Genomic DNA, 15,760 nt, shown 5'->3' on the forward strand with positions numbered 1-15,760 from the left:
AGTTCCGACATGGCCACTTTCCCGTCTCATGACCTCGAAACCGCCCCTGAAAGGTCAAAACCACTTCTTGAAAAATCTCAGGCCGCATTTGGTCGCTTGCCTGGCCTGCACAAGGTGATGGCCGAAAGCCCTCAACACCTGGAAGGTTATCAGGTCCTGCATGGCCTGTTCCTGCAGACCGATTTCGACAATGAAGAGAAAACCGTCGTCTGGCAGACCATCAACGTGGAAAACGAATGCCACTACTGCGTGCCCGCGCACACCGGCATCGCCAAGATGATGAAGGTCTCGGACGAGATTTCCGAGGCCCTGCGCAACGAAACTCCGCTGCCCTCAGCCAAGCTTGAGGCGCTGCGTACCTTCACCCTGCAGGTGATGGAAACACGCGGCAACCCGACCGAGGAACAGCTGCAGGCGTTCTTTGACGCGGGCTATTCGCACCGTGCGGTTCTGGATGTGGTGCTGGGTCTGGCGCAGAAAACCATGTCGAACTACGTCAACCACATGGCCAAAACCCCGGTCGACGAAGTTATGCGCGGCTTCCTGTGGGAACGTAAAGTCAGCGAACCGGCCTAAGCAGCCACGACCGAGCCCTCAACGCCTTCGGTAACCACCAGCGATTGAGCTCGGTCCCCCAGTTCCGCAAACAGTTCAGGCCCGGTGCCCGTCATCCAGGCCTGAGCCCCCAGCGCGCAAATCTCGTCATAAAGCGCCGCGCGCCGATCCGCGTCAAGATGGGCGGCCACCTCATCTAACAGAACAATTGGCGGCGCCCCCACCATCCCGGCCAGCGCCCGCGCGTTCGACAAGATCAACGAAACCAAAAGCGCCTTCTGTTCTCCGGTTGAACAATCTTTGGCCGGAACGCCCTTCGCCGCAAACACACCGTACAAGTCTGAACGATGAGGCCCAACCAAAGTCCGGCCTGCCGCCAGATCACGGAACCGACTTTCGCTCAAAGCCTCACGCAGATCCTCTGTCGACCGGGGCATCGCGCCTTCCGTTTGCACCAGTTCCAGTTCAGCAGACGGAAAAGCCGTTTCCGCAAGTTCCTGTGCCGCGCGCAGATGCTCCAGCGCCGCCAGACGCGCCATATGAATGCGATGTCCCGTCTCGGCCAACTGCCCCTCAAGCGCGGCATACCAATGCGCATCACGCACCTGCTCTTTCAGCAGACGGTTCCGTTCCCGCATGGCTTTTTCATAGGTTAAAGACGCTTCGGCATGGGCCGGGTCAAAGCTCAGCGCGATACGGTCCAGAAACCGCCGCCGCCCCTCGGCCCCTTCGATCCATAGCCGGTCCATCGAAGGCACCAGCCACACAACCCGCGCCAGTTTCCCCAACTCGATCTGGTTCGAGGTTTTTTCGTCAATCCGAACCTGCCGCGCCGCGCCGCCCTCGGACCAGGTTTCGATCTCATAACGCTGCCCCTGCGCGTCCAATACCCCAGACAACTTCCAGCCCAGCGCCTCGGGCCGTCGCGCCATCTCAGCCGCGCTCGCCCGTCGCATCCCGCGCCCGGGTGAAAACAGGGACACCGCTTCCAATATGTTGGTCTTGCCCGCGCCGTTGGGTCCATGAATGGCAACGGGCCGTCCATCCAACGACAACCGCGCCAGTTTATGAGATCGAAAATGCGAGACCGTAAGTTCGGTCAGGGCCAATCCCATGACCCCTCCCTTCATCTTTTCAAAAATACTCCCGCCGGAGGCTTGGCGCGTCAGCGCGATCAGACGCGCATCGGCATGACCACATAAACCGCGCTGAGATCATTGCCTTCACGCATCAGCGTTGGGTCTCCAGCCGAATTGAACAGAAAAACCGCGTTCTCACGATCGACCTGAGACGCAATCTCCAGCAGGTATTTGGCGTTGAACCCGATCTCCAGCCGTTCGTCGCCGTATGCAACGGCCAGCTCTTCTTCAGCCGCGCCGCTATCTGGCGCGTTGACGGACAGGATCAGCTTGTCACCGTCCAGTTGCAGCTTCACCGCCCGAGACCGTTCCGAAGACACAGTGGCCACTCGGTCGACGGCCTGCGCGAACTCGGCAGCATCGACCTCAAGCTTGCGGGTGTTCCCTTGCGGGATGACGCGTGTGTAATCGGGGAAGGTGCCATCGATGACTTTCGAGGTCAGCGTAATATCCGGCGTGGCAAAGCGCACCTTGGTTTCGCTGACCGAAACGGCGATATCCATTTCATCGTCATCCAGCAGCTTGCGCAACTCACCCACGGTTTTGCGCGGAACAATCACTCCGGGCATGTCTGCCGCCCCGTCCGGCAGATCCGCATCGATACGCGCCAGACGGTGGCCATCGGTGGCCACACAGCGCAGAACCTTACCGCTGTCCGAGCCGTCAGCGACGTGCATGTAGACACCATTCAGATAATACCGGGTCTCTTCCGTCGAGATGGCGAATTTCGATTTGTCGAACAACCGGCGCAGCAGTGCCGCCGACGCGGTGAAATTCGATTGATATTCCGAGGACGCCATTACCGGGAAATCCTCTTTTGGCAGCGTCGCCAGCGAGAAATTCGACCGCCCCGCCTCAACCGTCAGACGGCCTGCAGCGCTGTCAGCGGTCAGCGTGACCAACGCACCGTCGGGCAGTTTGCGCACGATTTCATGCAAGGTGGTCGCCGCAACTGTGGTCGCCCCGGCTTTCTCGACCTGCGCCGGAGCCTTGTCGACCACTTCAATGTCCAGATCGGTGGCGCGGAACTGCGCCACATCGCCTTCAGCCTCAATCAGCACGTTGGCAAGTATGGGAATGGTATTGCGGCGTTCCACTACGGATTGGGCCTGCGAAACGGCCTTGAGAAGGGTGCCGCGTTCGATGCTGATCTTCATACCCTCAGTTCCTCTGACTTGCGTACCGACATGGGCGGGACTGGCACGTTAGCGGTTCCACCCTGAGGCACAAGGATTTTTTACGGATTTCTGGGTTGGAATACCCCAAGCGTCAAGGGCAGCGTGCCCGGCAGGCATCAGTTCCGGTCCAACCGTGGATAAATGCGCACAAGAAAATGCCCCGGAATGTATGTCCGGGGCATTTTCTTACAATGCAGGCGCGGATCAGGCTTCGAGCGCCCGGCGCAGCATTTCCACATCTTCAGCGATCTGACCATCGGTCAACTTCAGCTCTTCGATGCGTTTCACACCATGCATGACTGTTGTATGGTCCCGCCCGCCAAAACGGCGGCCAATCTCTGGCAAAGAGCGACTGGTGAGCTGTTTGCATAGATACATCGCCACCTGACGCGGACGCGCGTAAGAGCGCAGGCGCTTGGGGCCGATGATATCAGAAAGGCGAATGTTGTAGTACTCGGACACTTTCCGCTGGATCTCTTCAACGGTGATTTTGCGTTCCGAGGCCCGCAGCACATCTGCCAGACAATCCTGCGTCAACTCCATATCGATCTCGCGACCAACCAGCGAAGCGAAGGCGAATAGGCGAGTCAGAGCGCCTTCCAGCACGCGGACATTGGTCGAGATACGATGGGCCAGGAATTCCAGAACACCGTCGGCAATCGACAAATCGGGATACGAACTGCTGTATTGCTGAACCTTGTTCTGCAAGATGCCCAGCCGCAGTTCATAATCGGTCGGGTGCAGGTCAACCACCAAGCCACATTGCAGGCGCGACTTCACACGGTCTTCCAGATCCTTGATCTCACCCGGAGCGCGGTCGGCCGAAATGATGATCTGCTTGTTCTGATCCACCAGCGCATTGAAGGTGTGAAAGAACTCTTCCTGGGTCGAATCCTTGCCCGCGATGAATTGCACGTCATCCACCATCAACACATCGACCGACCGGAACAGGTGTTTGAAATCCATCATCCGGCGTTCGCGCAGGGCCTGAACAAAGCGATACATGAATTGCTCGGCGGACAGGTAGAGCACGTTCAACTCAGGATGCTTGGTTTTCAGTTCCCATGCGATGGCGTGCATCAGGTGGGTTTTACCCAAACCCACGCCGCCATACAGAACCAGCGGGTTGAACGTCACGGGACCACCTTCCGACACTCGGCGCGCGGCGGCATGGGCCAGTTCGTTGGGTTTGCCCACAACAAAACTGTCAAAGGTAAAGCGGGAATCCAGCGGCGCGGCCTGCAGCGAATCCAGTGCATCTTGCGCAACTTCCGTCACAGGTGCGGTAACGCGTTCCGGATCTGCTGCACGGGTCGCCGGAACCGTCGGCTTCGGACGTGCCGGGGAATTTGCAGCAACATGGAAATCCAGTCGCTGTACAGTTTCACCCGCTGTGTTCAGCTCATACAAGATAAGGTCTGCAAAATTCTGACTGACGTAGTTGCCCATAAAATTGGTCGGCACGGAAAAGACCGCTACGCCATTCTGCAGCTCCTTGAATTCCAAAGGCTCGATCCAGGTAGTGTAATTGTTCCGACCAACAGCCTTCAGCAACTTGTTTCGCAATAGTCCCCATTTCTCTTGTGTCATTCAGCGCCTCACGCATCCCATTCTTATTGGCCTGTCGGCCTTATTCATACAACCCGGTTGCCCGGTTAAGAATTCACACGCTCAAAGCTATCCCGTCGCCAAACCTGACCGGTTTGGCGGGATGTCTTCACGAATACGCGCATGTCCGGAAGCAGACGCTCGGCAATAGGCGAGCGTCCGGAAACCGGGCTGCATTTCGTACTCTCATTTTATTAGACAGGGCCGAGAGTACCGGGTTTATCCCGGAGTTCACGGCAGATCGGCAGCCTGACAACAGCCAGTCGTCGACAACTTCTTCCAATCGCCCTGATGCCCGTCAGTCCGACCAGAGAAACAGCCTGTCCCCCCAAGCGAGTGAATCGCTGACATCAGTGGTAGCAAGATGGGATAGGGCCCGGCAACGAAACTCTGATATTGACTCGGTTCTTTGACCGAAAGAATCTCTCAGATTTGTGAAGGCGCGGTTTTCGGGCAACACGAAAAAAGGCGCCGCTCTACGCGACGCCCTGAATATTATATCAGCCCTGCTGACATGACCCATGGTCAATCTGAGGCATTAGCCCAGTGCTTTGACGCGTGCCGACAGGCGCGACATCTTGCGGGCTGCGGTGTTCTTGTGGAACACACCTTTGGTGACGCCGCGCATCAGTTCAGGCTGAGCCGCACGCAGAGCATCGGTTGCCGCGCCCTTGTCACCAGAAGCAATCGCTTCTTCGACTTTGCGCAGATAGGTACGGATGCGCGAACGACGCGCTTTGTTGATTGCGAAACGCTTTTCGTTCTGACGTGCGCGTTTCTTTGCCTGGGGCGAATTTGCCATGTGTTTCTGACCTTCGTTCGGTACGGTTATCTTGTGTTGCGCGCCACGGACATATCCGCACCGGATCAGAAATCACGAGTGTGAGTCGGGCCAAGCGGGCCGCACGCGCATGTATAGCGGGGGTCTCTACCCAAGTTTTCAGTGTTTGCCAAGCCGATTCTTCCCGTCGGGGCTTTGGCCACAAAAAAGGCGGGCCGGGCCCGCCTGCTTTGTATCCGCTAAGTTTGGCTTACTTGTCGCGGAACTGCGCCGCGCGCTTTTCAAGGAAAGCTGCCATGCCTTCCTTTTGATCTTCTGTCGCGAACATCGAATGGAACACGCGGCGTTCGAACAACATGCCTTCGCTCAGCGGAAGTTCATAGCTGCGATTCACCGCCTCTTTGGCCGCCATCGCGGTCAGTTGCGATTTCTCGGCAATCTTCTGGGCCGCGCCAACAGCTTCTTCGATCAGCTTCTTGGCCGGAACCACACGGCTGACCAGCCCGGCGCGCTCGGCCTCTTCGGCATCCATGAAACGACCGGTCAGATTCATGTCCATCGACTTGGACTTGCCCACGAACCGCGTCAGGCGCTGGCTGCCGCCCAGACCGGCAATAACGCCCAGATTGATTTCGGGTTGCCCGAATTTGGCCGTGTCCGCCGCGATGATGAAATCGCACAGCATCGCCAATTCGCATCCGCCGCCCAGCGCATAACCTGCAACAGCCGCAATGACCGGCTTGCGAATCGCCGAAACCCGATCATTGGCATCGGCAAACAGGTTCACGTTGTAGACGTCCACAAAACTCATCTCGGACATTTCCTTGATGTCCGCGCCTGCGGCAAAAGCCTTGTCCGATCCGGTGATCACGATGCACCGCACCTTGTCGTTGCGGTCTGCATCTTCCAGCGCCTCGCACAGCTCACCCAGCAACTGGGTGTTCAGCGCGTTCATCGCGTCCGGTCGATTGAGCTTGATAAGGGCGACGTGGTCTTCGATTTCGACGATGATCGTCTCAAAAGCCATGAGGTGTAAGCTTCCGGTTGTTCCGTTCAAGTACGATTCCTTACCACGCGAAAAACTTGGATCAAGTTATCTTTGGCATTGCGCACAATAGAAGGATGAGCGACCGGACTGGGTGATTCTCTTGATTGCGGCGCTACAGCCCTCTGTCCGGCAGGGCTCTCCCTCGCGCCCATAGACGTCAAAGCTGTGCTGAAAATATCCAAGTTCTCCATCGGCTTGGCGAAAATCCCGCAGGGATGAGCCACCCGCTTCGATGGCGTCCTGCAACACCTGCCGGATGATCGGAACCAAAGCTGCGACACGTGATGCCGAAATTTGTCCGGCTTTGCGACGTGGCGACACCTTGCCGCGATAAAGCGCCTCACAGACATAGATATTCCCCAATCCGGCAACGATTCCCTGATCCAACAGCGCCGATTTAACCGGGGTGTTCTTTCCATTGAATGCGTCGATCAGGTGTTGTTCGTGGAAATCATTGCCCAAAGGTTCTGGCCCCAGAACCGACAGCAGCTTGTGGTCTTCGGCCGTTGCTGTCGGCAGCAGGTCCATAGCACCGAACCGACGCGGGTCATTGAATGTCACGCGGGCACCGTTAGCCATGTGAAAAACGACGTGGTCATGTTTCTCAGTCATCGGATGCTCATGCACAAACTGCCCCAACGGATCGCCCGACACGGTCATGCGGCCCGACATGCCCAGATGGATCAGCAGCGTCTCGCCACTGGTGAGATCTGCCAGAATGTATTTCGACCGCCGTCGCAAACGATCCACCCGCTGCCCGGTTAACCGCTCGGCCATGCGCTCGGGGAACGGCCAGCGCAGATCAGGGCGATTCACATCGGCCTTTTCGATGACCACCCCTTCCATCGCAGGACTCAGGCCGCGTCTTACTGTCTCGACCTCGGGCAGTTCCGGCATTACACGGCTCCTAATTCAAAGGGCCGCATTGTGCCCGTCTCTCTTGGCCCTATAACAGAGACGAAATTCGACAAACGGCAAGGCAAATGTCCGACAACAGCGACAAGACCACTCATTTCGGGTTCGAAACCGTGCGCGAGGCCGACAAGGCCGGGCGCGTGCAGGGCGTGTTCAACTCGGTTGCCTCGAAATATGACGTTATGAACGATGTCATGTCGATGGGCATCCACCGGGTCTGGAAAGACGCGATGATGGACTGGCTGGCACCGCGTCCCGGCCAACTTCTTCTGGACGTGGCGGGCGGCACGGGCGACATCTCCTTCCGCTTCCTCAAACGCGCAGGCCATGGCCACGCCACCGTTCTGGACCTGACCGAACCGATGCTGGTCGAAGGCCGGCAACGCGCCGAGGCAGATCAGATGTCGGACAGCCTGAACTGGGTGGTCGGCGATGCCATGGCCCTGCCGTTCGAAAACAACACGTTTGATGTCTACACGATCTCTTTTGGCATCCGGAACGTGACCCGCCCGCAAGACGCCCTGAACGAAGCTTACCGCGTGTTGAAACCCGGTGGCCGTCTGATGGTTCTGGAGTTCAGTCAGCTGCCCAATGACGGGCTGCAAAAGCTCTATGATCTCTACAGCTTCAACGTCATCCCCCGCATGGGCAAGCTGATCGCCAACGATTATGACAGCTACCAGTACCTGGTGGAATCGATCCGCAATTTCCCCGATCAAGAGACATTTCTGGGCATGGTCCGCACCGCGGGCTTCGAGAACGCCAAATACCGAAACCTGAGCATGGGCATCGCCGCGCTGCATTCCGGCTGGAAAATCTGATGCGTGGCCCTCACAACATCATCCGCCTGATCCGCACCGGCGCCACTTTGGAGCGCACCGGAGCCATGAACGTGGTGCTGGACGCCTTTGAGGCCCCCCGGTCGCTGCGGTTTGTTGCCCATGCGTTGGGCAAACCGTTCCAATGGCTGGGCTACAAAGGCGATCCTGATATGCCGCCGGCCACCCGTGCCCTGACGGCGCTGGGTCCTGCCTACATCAAGTTTGGTCAGGTGCTGTCTACCCGCCCCGATGTCGTCGGCAACGAACTGGCCGAGCAGTTGCGCGTGCTTCAGGACAAATTGCCCCCATTCTCCAAATCTGAAGCCATGGCCGAGGTGGAAAAGGAACTGGGTCAGCCTGTCGCCGAGATCTTCAGTGAATTCAGTGAACCCATTGCCGCCGCATCAATCGCGCAAGTCCATAAAGCCAAACTGGTCAGCAACGGTGAGGATGTAGCCGTCAAGGTCCTACGCCCCAATATTGAACGCGCCTTTCGTAAGGATGTGGACGCGTTCTATTTCGCGGCCCGAATCGTGCAGCTTTTTGCCCCCGGCGCGCGCCGCTTGCGCCCGATGGAGGTGATCGAACATTTCGATGGCGTTGTCCGAGGTGAACTTGATCTGCGGCTGGAAAGCTCCGCTGCATCGGAATACGCCGCGAATACCAAGGATGATGCCGGGTTCTGGCTGCCACCTGTGGTATGGTCCCTTTCAGCCCGTCGTGTCATGACGCTCAGCTGGGCCGACGGTATTCCGCTGGGCGATAACGCCGCACTTGATGCGGCAGGTCATAACCGCCGCGATCTGGCCGAACGTGTGCTGCGCCTGTTCTTGCTGCACGCCCTGCGTGACGGCTATTTCCACGCCGACATGCACCAGGGCAACCTGAAGGTCGCCGCGAACGGTGACATCATCGCCTATGATTACGGCATCATGGGTCATATCGACGAATATACCCGCCGGGTCTATGCCGAGATTCTCTTTGGCTTCATCCGCCGCGACTACAAGCGCGTGGCCGAGGTGCATTTCGAAGCGGGCTATGTCCCCGCCAACCGGGACGTGGATGAATTCGCCCGCGCCCTGCGCGCGGTCGGTGAACCCATTTTCGGGATGGATGCCTCTCATATCTCGATGGGCCGCCTGCTGAACTACCTCTTCGAGGTGACAGAACGGTTCGGCATGGAAACTAGAACCGAACTGATCCTGCTGCAACGCACGATGGTGGTGGTTGAAGGCGTGGCGCGCTCACTTGACGATCACATGAACATCTGGGAGGTCGCCCGCCCGGTGGTCGAAGACTATATAAAACGCTCTATCGGTCCACGCGCCGCTCTACGGGATTTTGGAAAAACCGCAATGGTTCTTGCCCGTTTCGGCCCGCGCCTGCCGGCACTCGTCGAAAACGCGCTGATTGCGCAAACCCAAAAAGACGATCAGAAGAACAATGGCCTTGGCACGTATGTCTTATCTGCGGTTCTCGGCGCCGGGTTCGGCATAGCCGCCACGCTGATTGCCATAGCACTCAGCTAAGGCAAACCCGCCGGCTTCATCTGGCTAAAAATATCCTCGGGGGGAATTGCGCCACGGCGCAATGGGGGGCAGACAGCCCCCCTCCCCCGGTCTGGCTCAGAGCCGCTCTATGGCAAGTGCAATCCCCTGACCACCGCCAACGCACATGGTGATCAAAGCTTTTGATCCACCCGTACGCTCCAACTCATACAGCGCTTTCAAGGTGATGATCGCGCCGGTTGCGCCAACCGGATGGCCCAAAGCAATGGCACCCCCATTCGGGTTCACCTTGGCGGCGTCCAGACCGAGTTCCTGATTCACAGCCAGTGCTTGTGCGGCAAAGGCTTCGTTGCTTTCGATCACATCGAAATCGCCAGCCGACAAACCTGTCTTCTTGAACAGGTTTTGAACAGCCGGAACCGGGCCAATACCCATAACTTCGGGCCGCACGCCGGCATGAGCATAGCCGATCACTCGTGCTTTTGGTTTCAGACCAGCTTTCTCTGCCGCGCTCGCCGTTGCCAGAACCATCGCCGCAGCGCCGTCATTGATGCCCGACGCGTTCCCTGCCGTCACGCGCCCGTCTTTCTTGAATACCGGCCTCAAGCCAGCCAGCGCCTCTACCGTCGTTGCTTTGGGGTGTTCATCGACCTTGAAATCGACCATGTCTCGCTTGACCTTGACCTGCACCGACGCGATTTGGTTTTCGAAAAATCCCCCCTCAATCGCAGCTGCCGCACGGGCCTGGCTGGTCATGGCAAACTCATCCATCTGTTCACGGCTGATCTGGTGTTCATCCGCCACATTTTCGGCCGTGATACCCATATGCCCTGTGCCAAACGGGCAATTCAGCGCGCCCAGCATCATATCCAGCGAAGAAACGTCGCCCATCTTCGCGCCCCAGCGCGCCTGAGGAACAATGTAAGGGCTACGCGACATGCTCTCAGCACCGCCCGCCACGGCAAATTCTGCGTCGCCCAGCATCAAGGACTGCACTGCGGATACGATAGCCTGAGCCCCGGAACCACACAGACGGTTTACGTTCATCGCCGGTGTACCGTTGGGAATGCCCGCCTGCATCGCGGCCACACGCGACAAATACATGTCACGTGGTTCGGTGTTGATGACATGACCAAAGACAACACTGCCGATCTGCCCACCTTCGACTCCCGAGCGTTCAAGGGCCGCTTCCGTTGCAACAGTGGCCAGATCAATCGGAGCCGTTGAGGCCAAAGTGCCGCCAAATGTGCCGATGGCGGTACGCGCACCATCCAGAATCACTACGTCAGTCATGTTTTCTCCTCCAAAACCCGCGCGCATTATGCACGTGCAGCATGATCTTCAAATTTGACTCACTGTCACGCCCGGAATTGACATTACGTTGCGCAACACGCATGGATTCCGTCATGACGGAAAATACAGACGATATCCTGAACCTTTTACCTGCACGCCTGAAAGAAGCGCGTCGGGCCAAAGGGCTATCCCTCGAGGCAGTTGCGAACCTCAGCGGCGTTTCCCGGTCCATGGTCAGCCAGATTGAGCGCGGAGAAAGCAGCCCTACGATCTCGACCCTATGGAACCTGACCCGCGCCTTGCAGGTGGATTTTGCAGGTCTGCTGGAAGGCGCAAAAGCCAGTGACCAGATTGAGGTTCTGCGAACGTCCGAGGTCCCCAGCATCGATAATATGGGACAAAACTGCCGAATTCGCATCCTATCCCCGCCGGAAGAGGCCGGAGGGCACGAGGTCTACGATATTGAGTTTGAAGAAGGCGGAGCTTTGAACAGCCAGCCTCACGCCCGTGGCGCTCGTGAACAACTGACGGTGCTGGAAGGCGCAGTCAGAGTCACGTCCGGCAGCGCCGTCTCGGACCTCAGCCAAGGAGACACCGCCCGCTATGCCGCAGACATTGCACATTCCATTTCCGCCAAAGGGCCCGCAAGAGTCTTCCTGATCGTGAAAAACGCCTGAAACCGGCAGATTTCCGCCTTCACGGAAATTTTTCCTCCATATTGTAATTCCCCTATTTGGGAAATTCATCCGCTATGTTAGATGTGCGACTCAGTTGAACGGAGGTCGCCATGGCAGATGCATTCCTGTCCCACATCACGGACACACTCGCGCAGATCGAATCCGAAGGATTGTACAAGCGCGAAAGAATGATCACCTCGCCTCAGGGCGGTGAGATTACGGTAGGCGAAAAACAGGTCATCAACCTGTGCGCCAATAACTATCTGGGTCTGGCCGATCACCCCGCGCTGATCGATGCCGCTACGAAAGCCATGGGCCCAAAAGGCTTTGGCATGGCCTCGGTTCGGTTCATTTGCGGCACGCAGGATATTCATCGTGAATTGGAACAGAAACTGGCGGCATTCCTGAACAAGGACGACACCATCCTGTTTGCTGCCTGTTTCGATGCCAATGGTGGTCTTTTTGAACCGCTGCTCGGGCCCGAAGATGCCATTATCTCGGACAGTCTGAACCATGCCTCGATCATCGACGGGGTACGCCTGTGCAAAGCCAAGCGCTATCGCTATCTGAACAATGACATGAACGACCTCGAAGCCTGGTTGAAACAGGCGCGCGAGGATGGCGCACGGCATATCATGATTGCGACCGACGGCGTATTTTCGATGGATGGCTATCTGGCCAATCTGCCGAAAGTCCGCGAGTTGGCTGACCAGTATGATGCAATTGTCATGGTAGATGACTGCCATGCCACCGGCTTTATGGGGCCGAACGGCGCGGGTACGCCGGATCACTTTGGCGTCGACGTGGACATTCTGACGGGCACTTTGGGCAAAGCACTTGGGGGGGCAATCGGCGGTTACATCGCCGGGCCGCAGCCAGTGATCGACCTGCTGCGGCAGCGGGCGCGGCCCTATCTGTTCTCAAACTCGCTGCCGCCTTCCATCGTCGCCGCCGGGCTGGAAGCGATCCGCCTGGTCGAAGAAGGTGCCATGCTGCGCGCCCAGTTGTTCGGAAACGCCAAATACTGGCGCGCCGGGTTGGAAAAGCTGGGCTTTGACCTGCTGCCCGGCGAGCACCCGATCATCCCGGTGATGCTGGGTGAGGCAGCGCTGGCGCAGGAAATGGCATCACGATTGTTCGGCGAGGGCGTTTACGTTTCAGGCTTCTTCTTTCCGGTCGTCCCACGCGGGCAAGCACGGATCAGAACGCAGATGAATGCGGCGCTCACAAAGGATGAACTGGATCGCGCCTTGGCGGCCTTTGGCAAGGTTGGCAAGGAACTAGGGGTCATCGAATGATCCTGCCATCGGTCATAGACGCAATCGGCAACACCCCAATGGTCGAGTTGTCGCGTCTGTGTGCCCGGCTAAACCTGAACGGGCGTATCGTCGCCAAGCTGGATTACTTGCTGCCCGGTTTCTCGAAGAAAGATCGGGCTGCAAGGTCCATCATCGAAATGGCCCGTGCGGATGGTACGCTTGCGCCGGGACAAACTGTGGTCGAGCTGACATCCGGCAACATGGGCACAGGGCTCGCGATTGTGTGTGGTATCCTCGGGCACCCTTTCATCGCGGTCATGAGTGCCGGTAACTCAGTCGAGCGAGCGCGCATGATGCGAGCCCTGGGGGCACAAGTGATCATTGTGCCCCAAGCCCACGGCAGCAAGCCAGGTGAAGTCTCGGGGGCTGATCTTGAACTGGTCGATGCCGAGGCGAAGCGTATCACAACCGAACGCAATGCGTTTCGCGCCGATCAATTCGGGCATTCAGGAAACCCCAAAACCCATGAAACAGGAACCGGACCCGAGATTTGGGCGCAGTCCGAAGGTGCCGTCACCGCGTTTTGCGATTTTGCCGGATCCGGCGGCACGCTGGCGGGTGCCGCAAAGTTCCTAAACCGACATGGCGTGCGCTGCTATGCCGTTGAACCCGAAGGCGCACGGGCCCTCGCCGGTGAAACGATTTCGACCCCCGACCACCCCATACAGGGTGGCGGATATGCCATGAGTGAACTGGTGCATATGAATGGCACCGCACTTGCCGGACATCTCGCTGTGTCCGGAGAGGCTGCGCGGGAATGTGCGCGACTTCTGGCCCGTACCGAAGGAATATTCGCCGGCTACTCGGCAGGTGCGAACCTTTCTGCCGCAATTGAGCTGCTTCGCGGCCCTGAAGAAGGCGGCTGCATCGCAATCGTCATGTGCGACAGCGGCTTGAAATACCTTTCGACCGATTTGTGGGAGTAACAAAATGCGACCCAACACGATGAAAGCACTGGAGAAATCCAAGCCTCGGGAAGGGCTGTGGATGGTTCAGGCCCCGGTTCCCGAAATTGGCGCAGAAGAGGTGCTGATCAAGATCAACAAGACTGGTATATGCGGCACCGATATCCATATCTGGAACTGGGATGATTGGGCTGCCGCCACTGTGCCGGTCCCGATGATCACGGGCCACGAGTTCGCCGGAGAGATCGTGGAAATAGGGCGAAACGTAACCGGGCTTGAGATCGGCCAACGGTGTTCCGGAGAGGGTCATCTGATCACGACCGACAGTAGACAGAGCCGCGCAGGAAAGTTCCACCTCGACCCCGGCACGCGCGGGATAGGCGTGAACGAACAAGGGGCATTTGCACAATATCTGAAACTTCCCGCCTTCAACGTCGTGCCTCTGCCGGATGACGTGCCGGATGAAATCGGTGCCATCCTCGACCCTTTGGGCAATGCTGTTCATACGGCGCTGAGTTTCGATCTGCTTGGCGAAGATGTTCTGATCACCGGCGCTGGACCGATTGGTATCATGGCCGCAGCCGTCGCCCGTCATGCAGGCGCGCGTCACGTGGTGATCACCGACATCAACCCCGACCGTCTGAAACTAGCCGAGCATGTGGTGCCAACCGTCCGCACAGTCGACGTGTCCAAGGAAGATTTGCAAGATGTCGTCACAGAATTGGGCATGAAGGAAGGCTTTGACGTTGGTCTGGAAATGTCTGGTTCTCAAGCGGCGCTGGACCAGATGGTTGAGGCATTGGTGATGGGTGGGAAAATCGCCTTGCTGGGGATTCCTCCGGGTAAATCTCCGGTCGATTGGTCGCGCATCGTGTTCAAGGCCATCACCATCAAGGGTGTCTACGGGCGTGAAATGTTCGAAACCTGGTACAAGATGATCGCCATGTTACAAAACGGGCTGGATGTATCCAGTGTGATCACGCACCGAGTCAAGGTCGATGAATTCGCTCAAGGCTTTGCAGCCATGAAATCCGGGCAGTCCGGCAAGGTTGTTTTGGATTGGACCTAAGGCTCTGGAACTGCGCGGGATTTGACCCTAAACAGAGGTAAACCCGCGTTGGAGGAGCATATGGGCGACAAGGATGACAGGTTTCTGGAACGCGGGATCGAGGATTCGCTAGTCACGGACTTCGCGCAGACCCATCGCAAAAGCTATGGTGATTTCCTTCAGCTCAAAACGCTGCTGAACCTGCAAAAGACCTTTCAGGACCCCGCGCAACCCGATGAGATGCTGTTCATCATCATCCATCAAGTCAGTGAGCTGTGGCTGAAACTGATGCATCACCAACTGGTCGAAGTGCGCCGGTTTCTGCAGCAGGATGAGTTCGGCCCGGCCATGAAGAACCTGGATCGGATCAAGGCGATCCAGAGACAGTTGATCGCGGCCTGGGAAACCCTGCTGACCATGACGCCCGCCGATTACATGACGTTCCGGCAAGCTTTGGGCAACTCTTCGGGATTTCAGAGCTATGGGTATCGGCAAATCGAGTTCATTCTGGGCAACAAGGATCCTTCGACCCTGAAAGTGCACCAGCATGACCCCGAGGTGATGGAGATGCTGAATGCCGCCCTAACCAAACCGTCGCTTTATGACGAAGTGCTGCATATGCTGGCCCGTCAGGGATTCGATATGCCCGCGGAACTGATCGAACGCGACTATGCCCAGCCTTACTCTGGTGATCCACGCGTGGTGCAGATCTGGGTCGAAGTGTTCCGCAATACGGACAAGTACTGGGATCTGTATGCACTGGCTGAAAAACTGATGGACGTGGAAAGCCAGTTTCAGCGTTGGCGCTTTGACCACGCCACAGCCGTTGAACGCGTGATCGGGATGCAACCGGGTACCGGGGGATCCAGCGGCGTCGCATTTTTGCGCAAAGCACTTGAACTGCGATTTTTCCACGACCTCTATGATATGCGCACCGAACTTATGTATAGCGAGCAGGGCTGAAA

The 15,760-nt window shown here is 57.7% G+C and carries 15 protein-coding genes; 8 read left to right on the forward strand and 7 right to left on the reverse strand.

Annotated elements, in window-relative coordinates; all coding sequences use genetic code 11:
- The first annotated feature begins 9 nt into the window (after nucleotides 1-9).
- A complete protein-coding gene (locus ALB80_RS18320; RefSeq protein ID WP_050605548.1) occupies nucleotides 10-576 on the forward strand; it encodes a carboxymuconolactone decarboxylase family protein in 567 nt (188 codons plus the stop codon).
- Here ALB80_RS18320 and recF read toward each other — a convergent pair.
- From recF to mutM, 6 genes are all read right to left on the reverse strand, one after another.
- A complete protein-coding gene (recF, locus tag ALB80_RS18325; RefSeq protein ID WP_172677918.1) occupies nucleotides 573-1,670 on the reverse strand; it encodes a DNA replication/repair protein RecF in 1,098 nt (365 codons plus the stop codon). The genes ALB80_RS18320 and recF overlap by 4 nt on opposite strands.
- A gap of 59 nt (nucleotides 1,671-1,729) precedes the next feature.
- Nucleotides 1,730-2,851 (reverse strand): DNA polymerase III subunit beta, encoded by a 1,122-nt coding sequence (gene dnaN, locus ALB80_RS18330; protein ID WP_050605550.1) that lies wholly within the window; start codon nucleotides 2,849-2,851, stop codon nucleotides 1,730-1,732.
- Nucleotides 2,852-3,076: 225 nt separating this feature from the next.
- Nucleotides 3,077-4,462 carry a chromosomal replication initiator protein DnaA gene (dnaA, locus tag ALB80_RS18335; protein ID WP_050605551.1) on the reverse strand — a complete coding sequence of 462 codons (1,386 nt, stop codon included), beginning with the start codon at nucleotides 4,460-4,462 and terminating at the stop codon, nucleotides 3,077-3,079.
- Nucleotides 4,463-5,018: 556 nt separating this feature from the next.
- Nucleotides 5,019-5,282, reverse strand: coding sequence for a 30S ribosomal protein S20 (gene rpsT, locus ALB80_RS18340; protein WP_050605552.1), 264 nt, complete (start codon nucleotides 5,280-5,282; stop codon nucleotides 5,019-5,021).
- A gap of 229 nt (nucleotides 5,283-5,511) precedes the next feature.
- Nucleotides 5,512-6,288, reverse strand: a complete 777-nt coding sequence (locus ALB80_RS18345; RefSeq protein WP_050605553.1) for an enoyl-CoA hydratase — start codon at nucleotides 6,286-6,288, stop codon at nucleotides 5,512-5,514.
- Nucleotides 6,289-6,354: 66 nt separating this feature from the next.
- A complete protein-coding gene (gene mutM, locus ALB80_RS18350; RefSeq protein WP_050605554.1) occupies nucleotides 6,355-7,206 on the reverse strand; it encodes a bifunctional DNA-formamidopyrimidine glycosylase/DNA-(apurinic or apyrimidinic site) lyase in 852 nt (283 codons plus the stop codon).
- An 86-nt stretch (nucleotides 7,207-7,292) separates the two neighbouring features.
- Between mutM and ubiE the strand changes: the two genes are divergently transcribed.
- Nucleotides 7,293-8,045, forward strand: coding sequence for a bifunctional demethylmenaquinone methyltransferase/2-methoxy-6-polyprenyl-1,4-benzoquinol methylase UbiE (gene ubiE, locus ALB80_RS18355; protein ID WP_050605555.1), 753 nt, complete (start codon nucleotides 7,293-7,295; stop codon nucleotides 8,043-8,045).
- On the forward strand, nucleotides 8,045-9,574 hold the full coding sequence (ubiB, locus tag ALB80_RS18360; protein ID WP_050605556.1) for a 2-polyprenylphenol 6-hydroxylase: 1,530 nt from the start codon (nucleotides 8,045-8,047) through the stop codon (nucleotides 9,572-9,574). Before ubiE ends, ubiB begins: the two co-directional genes overlap by 1 nt.
- A 96-nt stretch (nucleotides 9,575-9,670) precedes the next feature.
- Here ubiB and ALB80_RS18365 read toward each other — a convergent pair whose 3' ends face one another.
- Nucleotides 9,671-10,846 (reverse strand): acetyl-CoA C-acyltransferase family protein, encoded by a 1,176-nt coding sequence (locus ALB80_RS18365; RefSeq protein ID WP_050605630.1) that lies wholly within the window; start codon nucleotides 10,844-10,846, stop codon nucleotides 9,671-9,673.
- A 113-nt stretch (nucleotides 10,847-10,959) separates the two neighbouring features.
- Here ALB80_RS18365 and ALB80_RS18370 point away from each other — a divergent pair, with 113 nt between their 5' ends.
- From ALB80_RS18370 to ALB80_RS18390, 5 genes are all read left to right on the forward strand, one after another.
- Nucleotides 10,960-11,523 (forward strand): helix-turn-helix domain-containing protein, encoded by a 564-nt coding sequence (locus ALB80_RS18370; RefSeq protein WP_050605631.1) that lies wholly within the window; start codon nucleotides 10,960-10,962, stop codon nucleotides 11,521-11,523.
- A 110-nt stretch (nucleotides 11,524-11,633) separates the two neighbouring features.
- Nucleotides 11,634-12,821, forward strand: coding sequence for a glycine C-acetyltransferase (locus tag ALB80_RS18375; RefSeq protein WP_050605557.1), 1,188 nt, complete (start codon nucleotides 11,634-11,636; stop codon nucleotides 12,819-12,821).
- Nucleotides 12,818-13,768: a PLP-dependent cysteine synthase family protein gene (locus tag ALB80_RS18380; RefSeq protein WP_050605558.1), complete on the forward strand. Its 951-nt coding sequence runs from the start codon at nucleotides 12,818-12,820 to the stop codon at nucleotides 13,766-13,768. Before ALB80_RS18375 ends, ALB80_RS18380 begins: the two co-directional genes overlap by 4 nt.
- A gap of 19 nt (nucleotides 13,769-13,787) precedes the next feature.
- Nucleotides 13,788-14,816, forward strand: coding sequence for an L-threonine 3-dehydrogenase (gene tdh / locus ALB80_RS18385; protein ID WP_050605632.1), 1,029 nt, complete (start codon nucleotides 13,788-13,790; stop codon nucleotides 14,814-14,816).
- A 60-nt stretch (nucleotides 14,817-14,876) separates the two neighbouring features.
- Nucleotides 14,877-15,758 carry a tryptophan 2,3-dioxygenase gene (locus ALB80_RS18390; protein ID WP_050605559.1) on the forward strand — a complete coding sequence of 294 codons (882 nt, stop codon included), beginning with the start codon at nucleotides 14,877-14,879 and terminating at the stop codon, nucleotides 15,756-15,758.
- Nucleotides 15,759-15,760: the final 2 nt, after the last annotated feature.

It is taken from the genome of Ruegeria sp. 6PALISEP08, from assembly GCF_001238295.1.
In the GTDB taxonomy this organism is placed as follows: domain Bacteria; phylum Pseudomonadota; class Alphaproteobacteria; order Rhodobacterales; family Rhodobacteraceae; genus Ruegeria.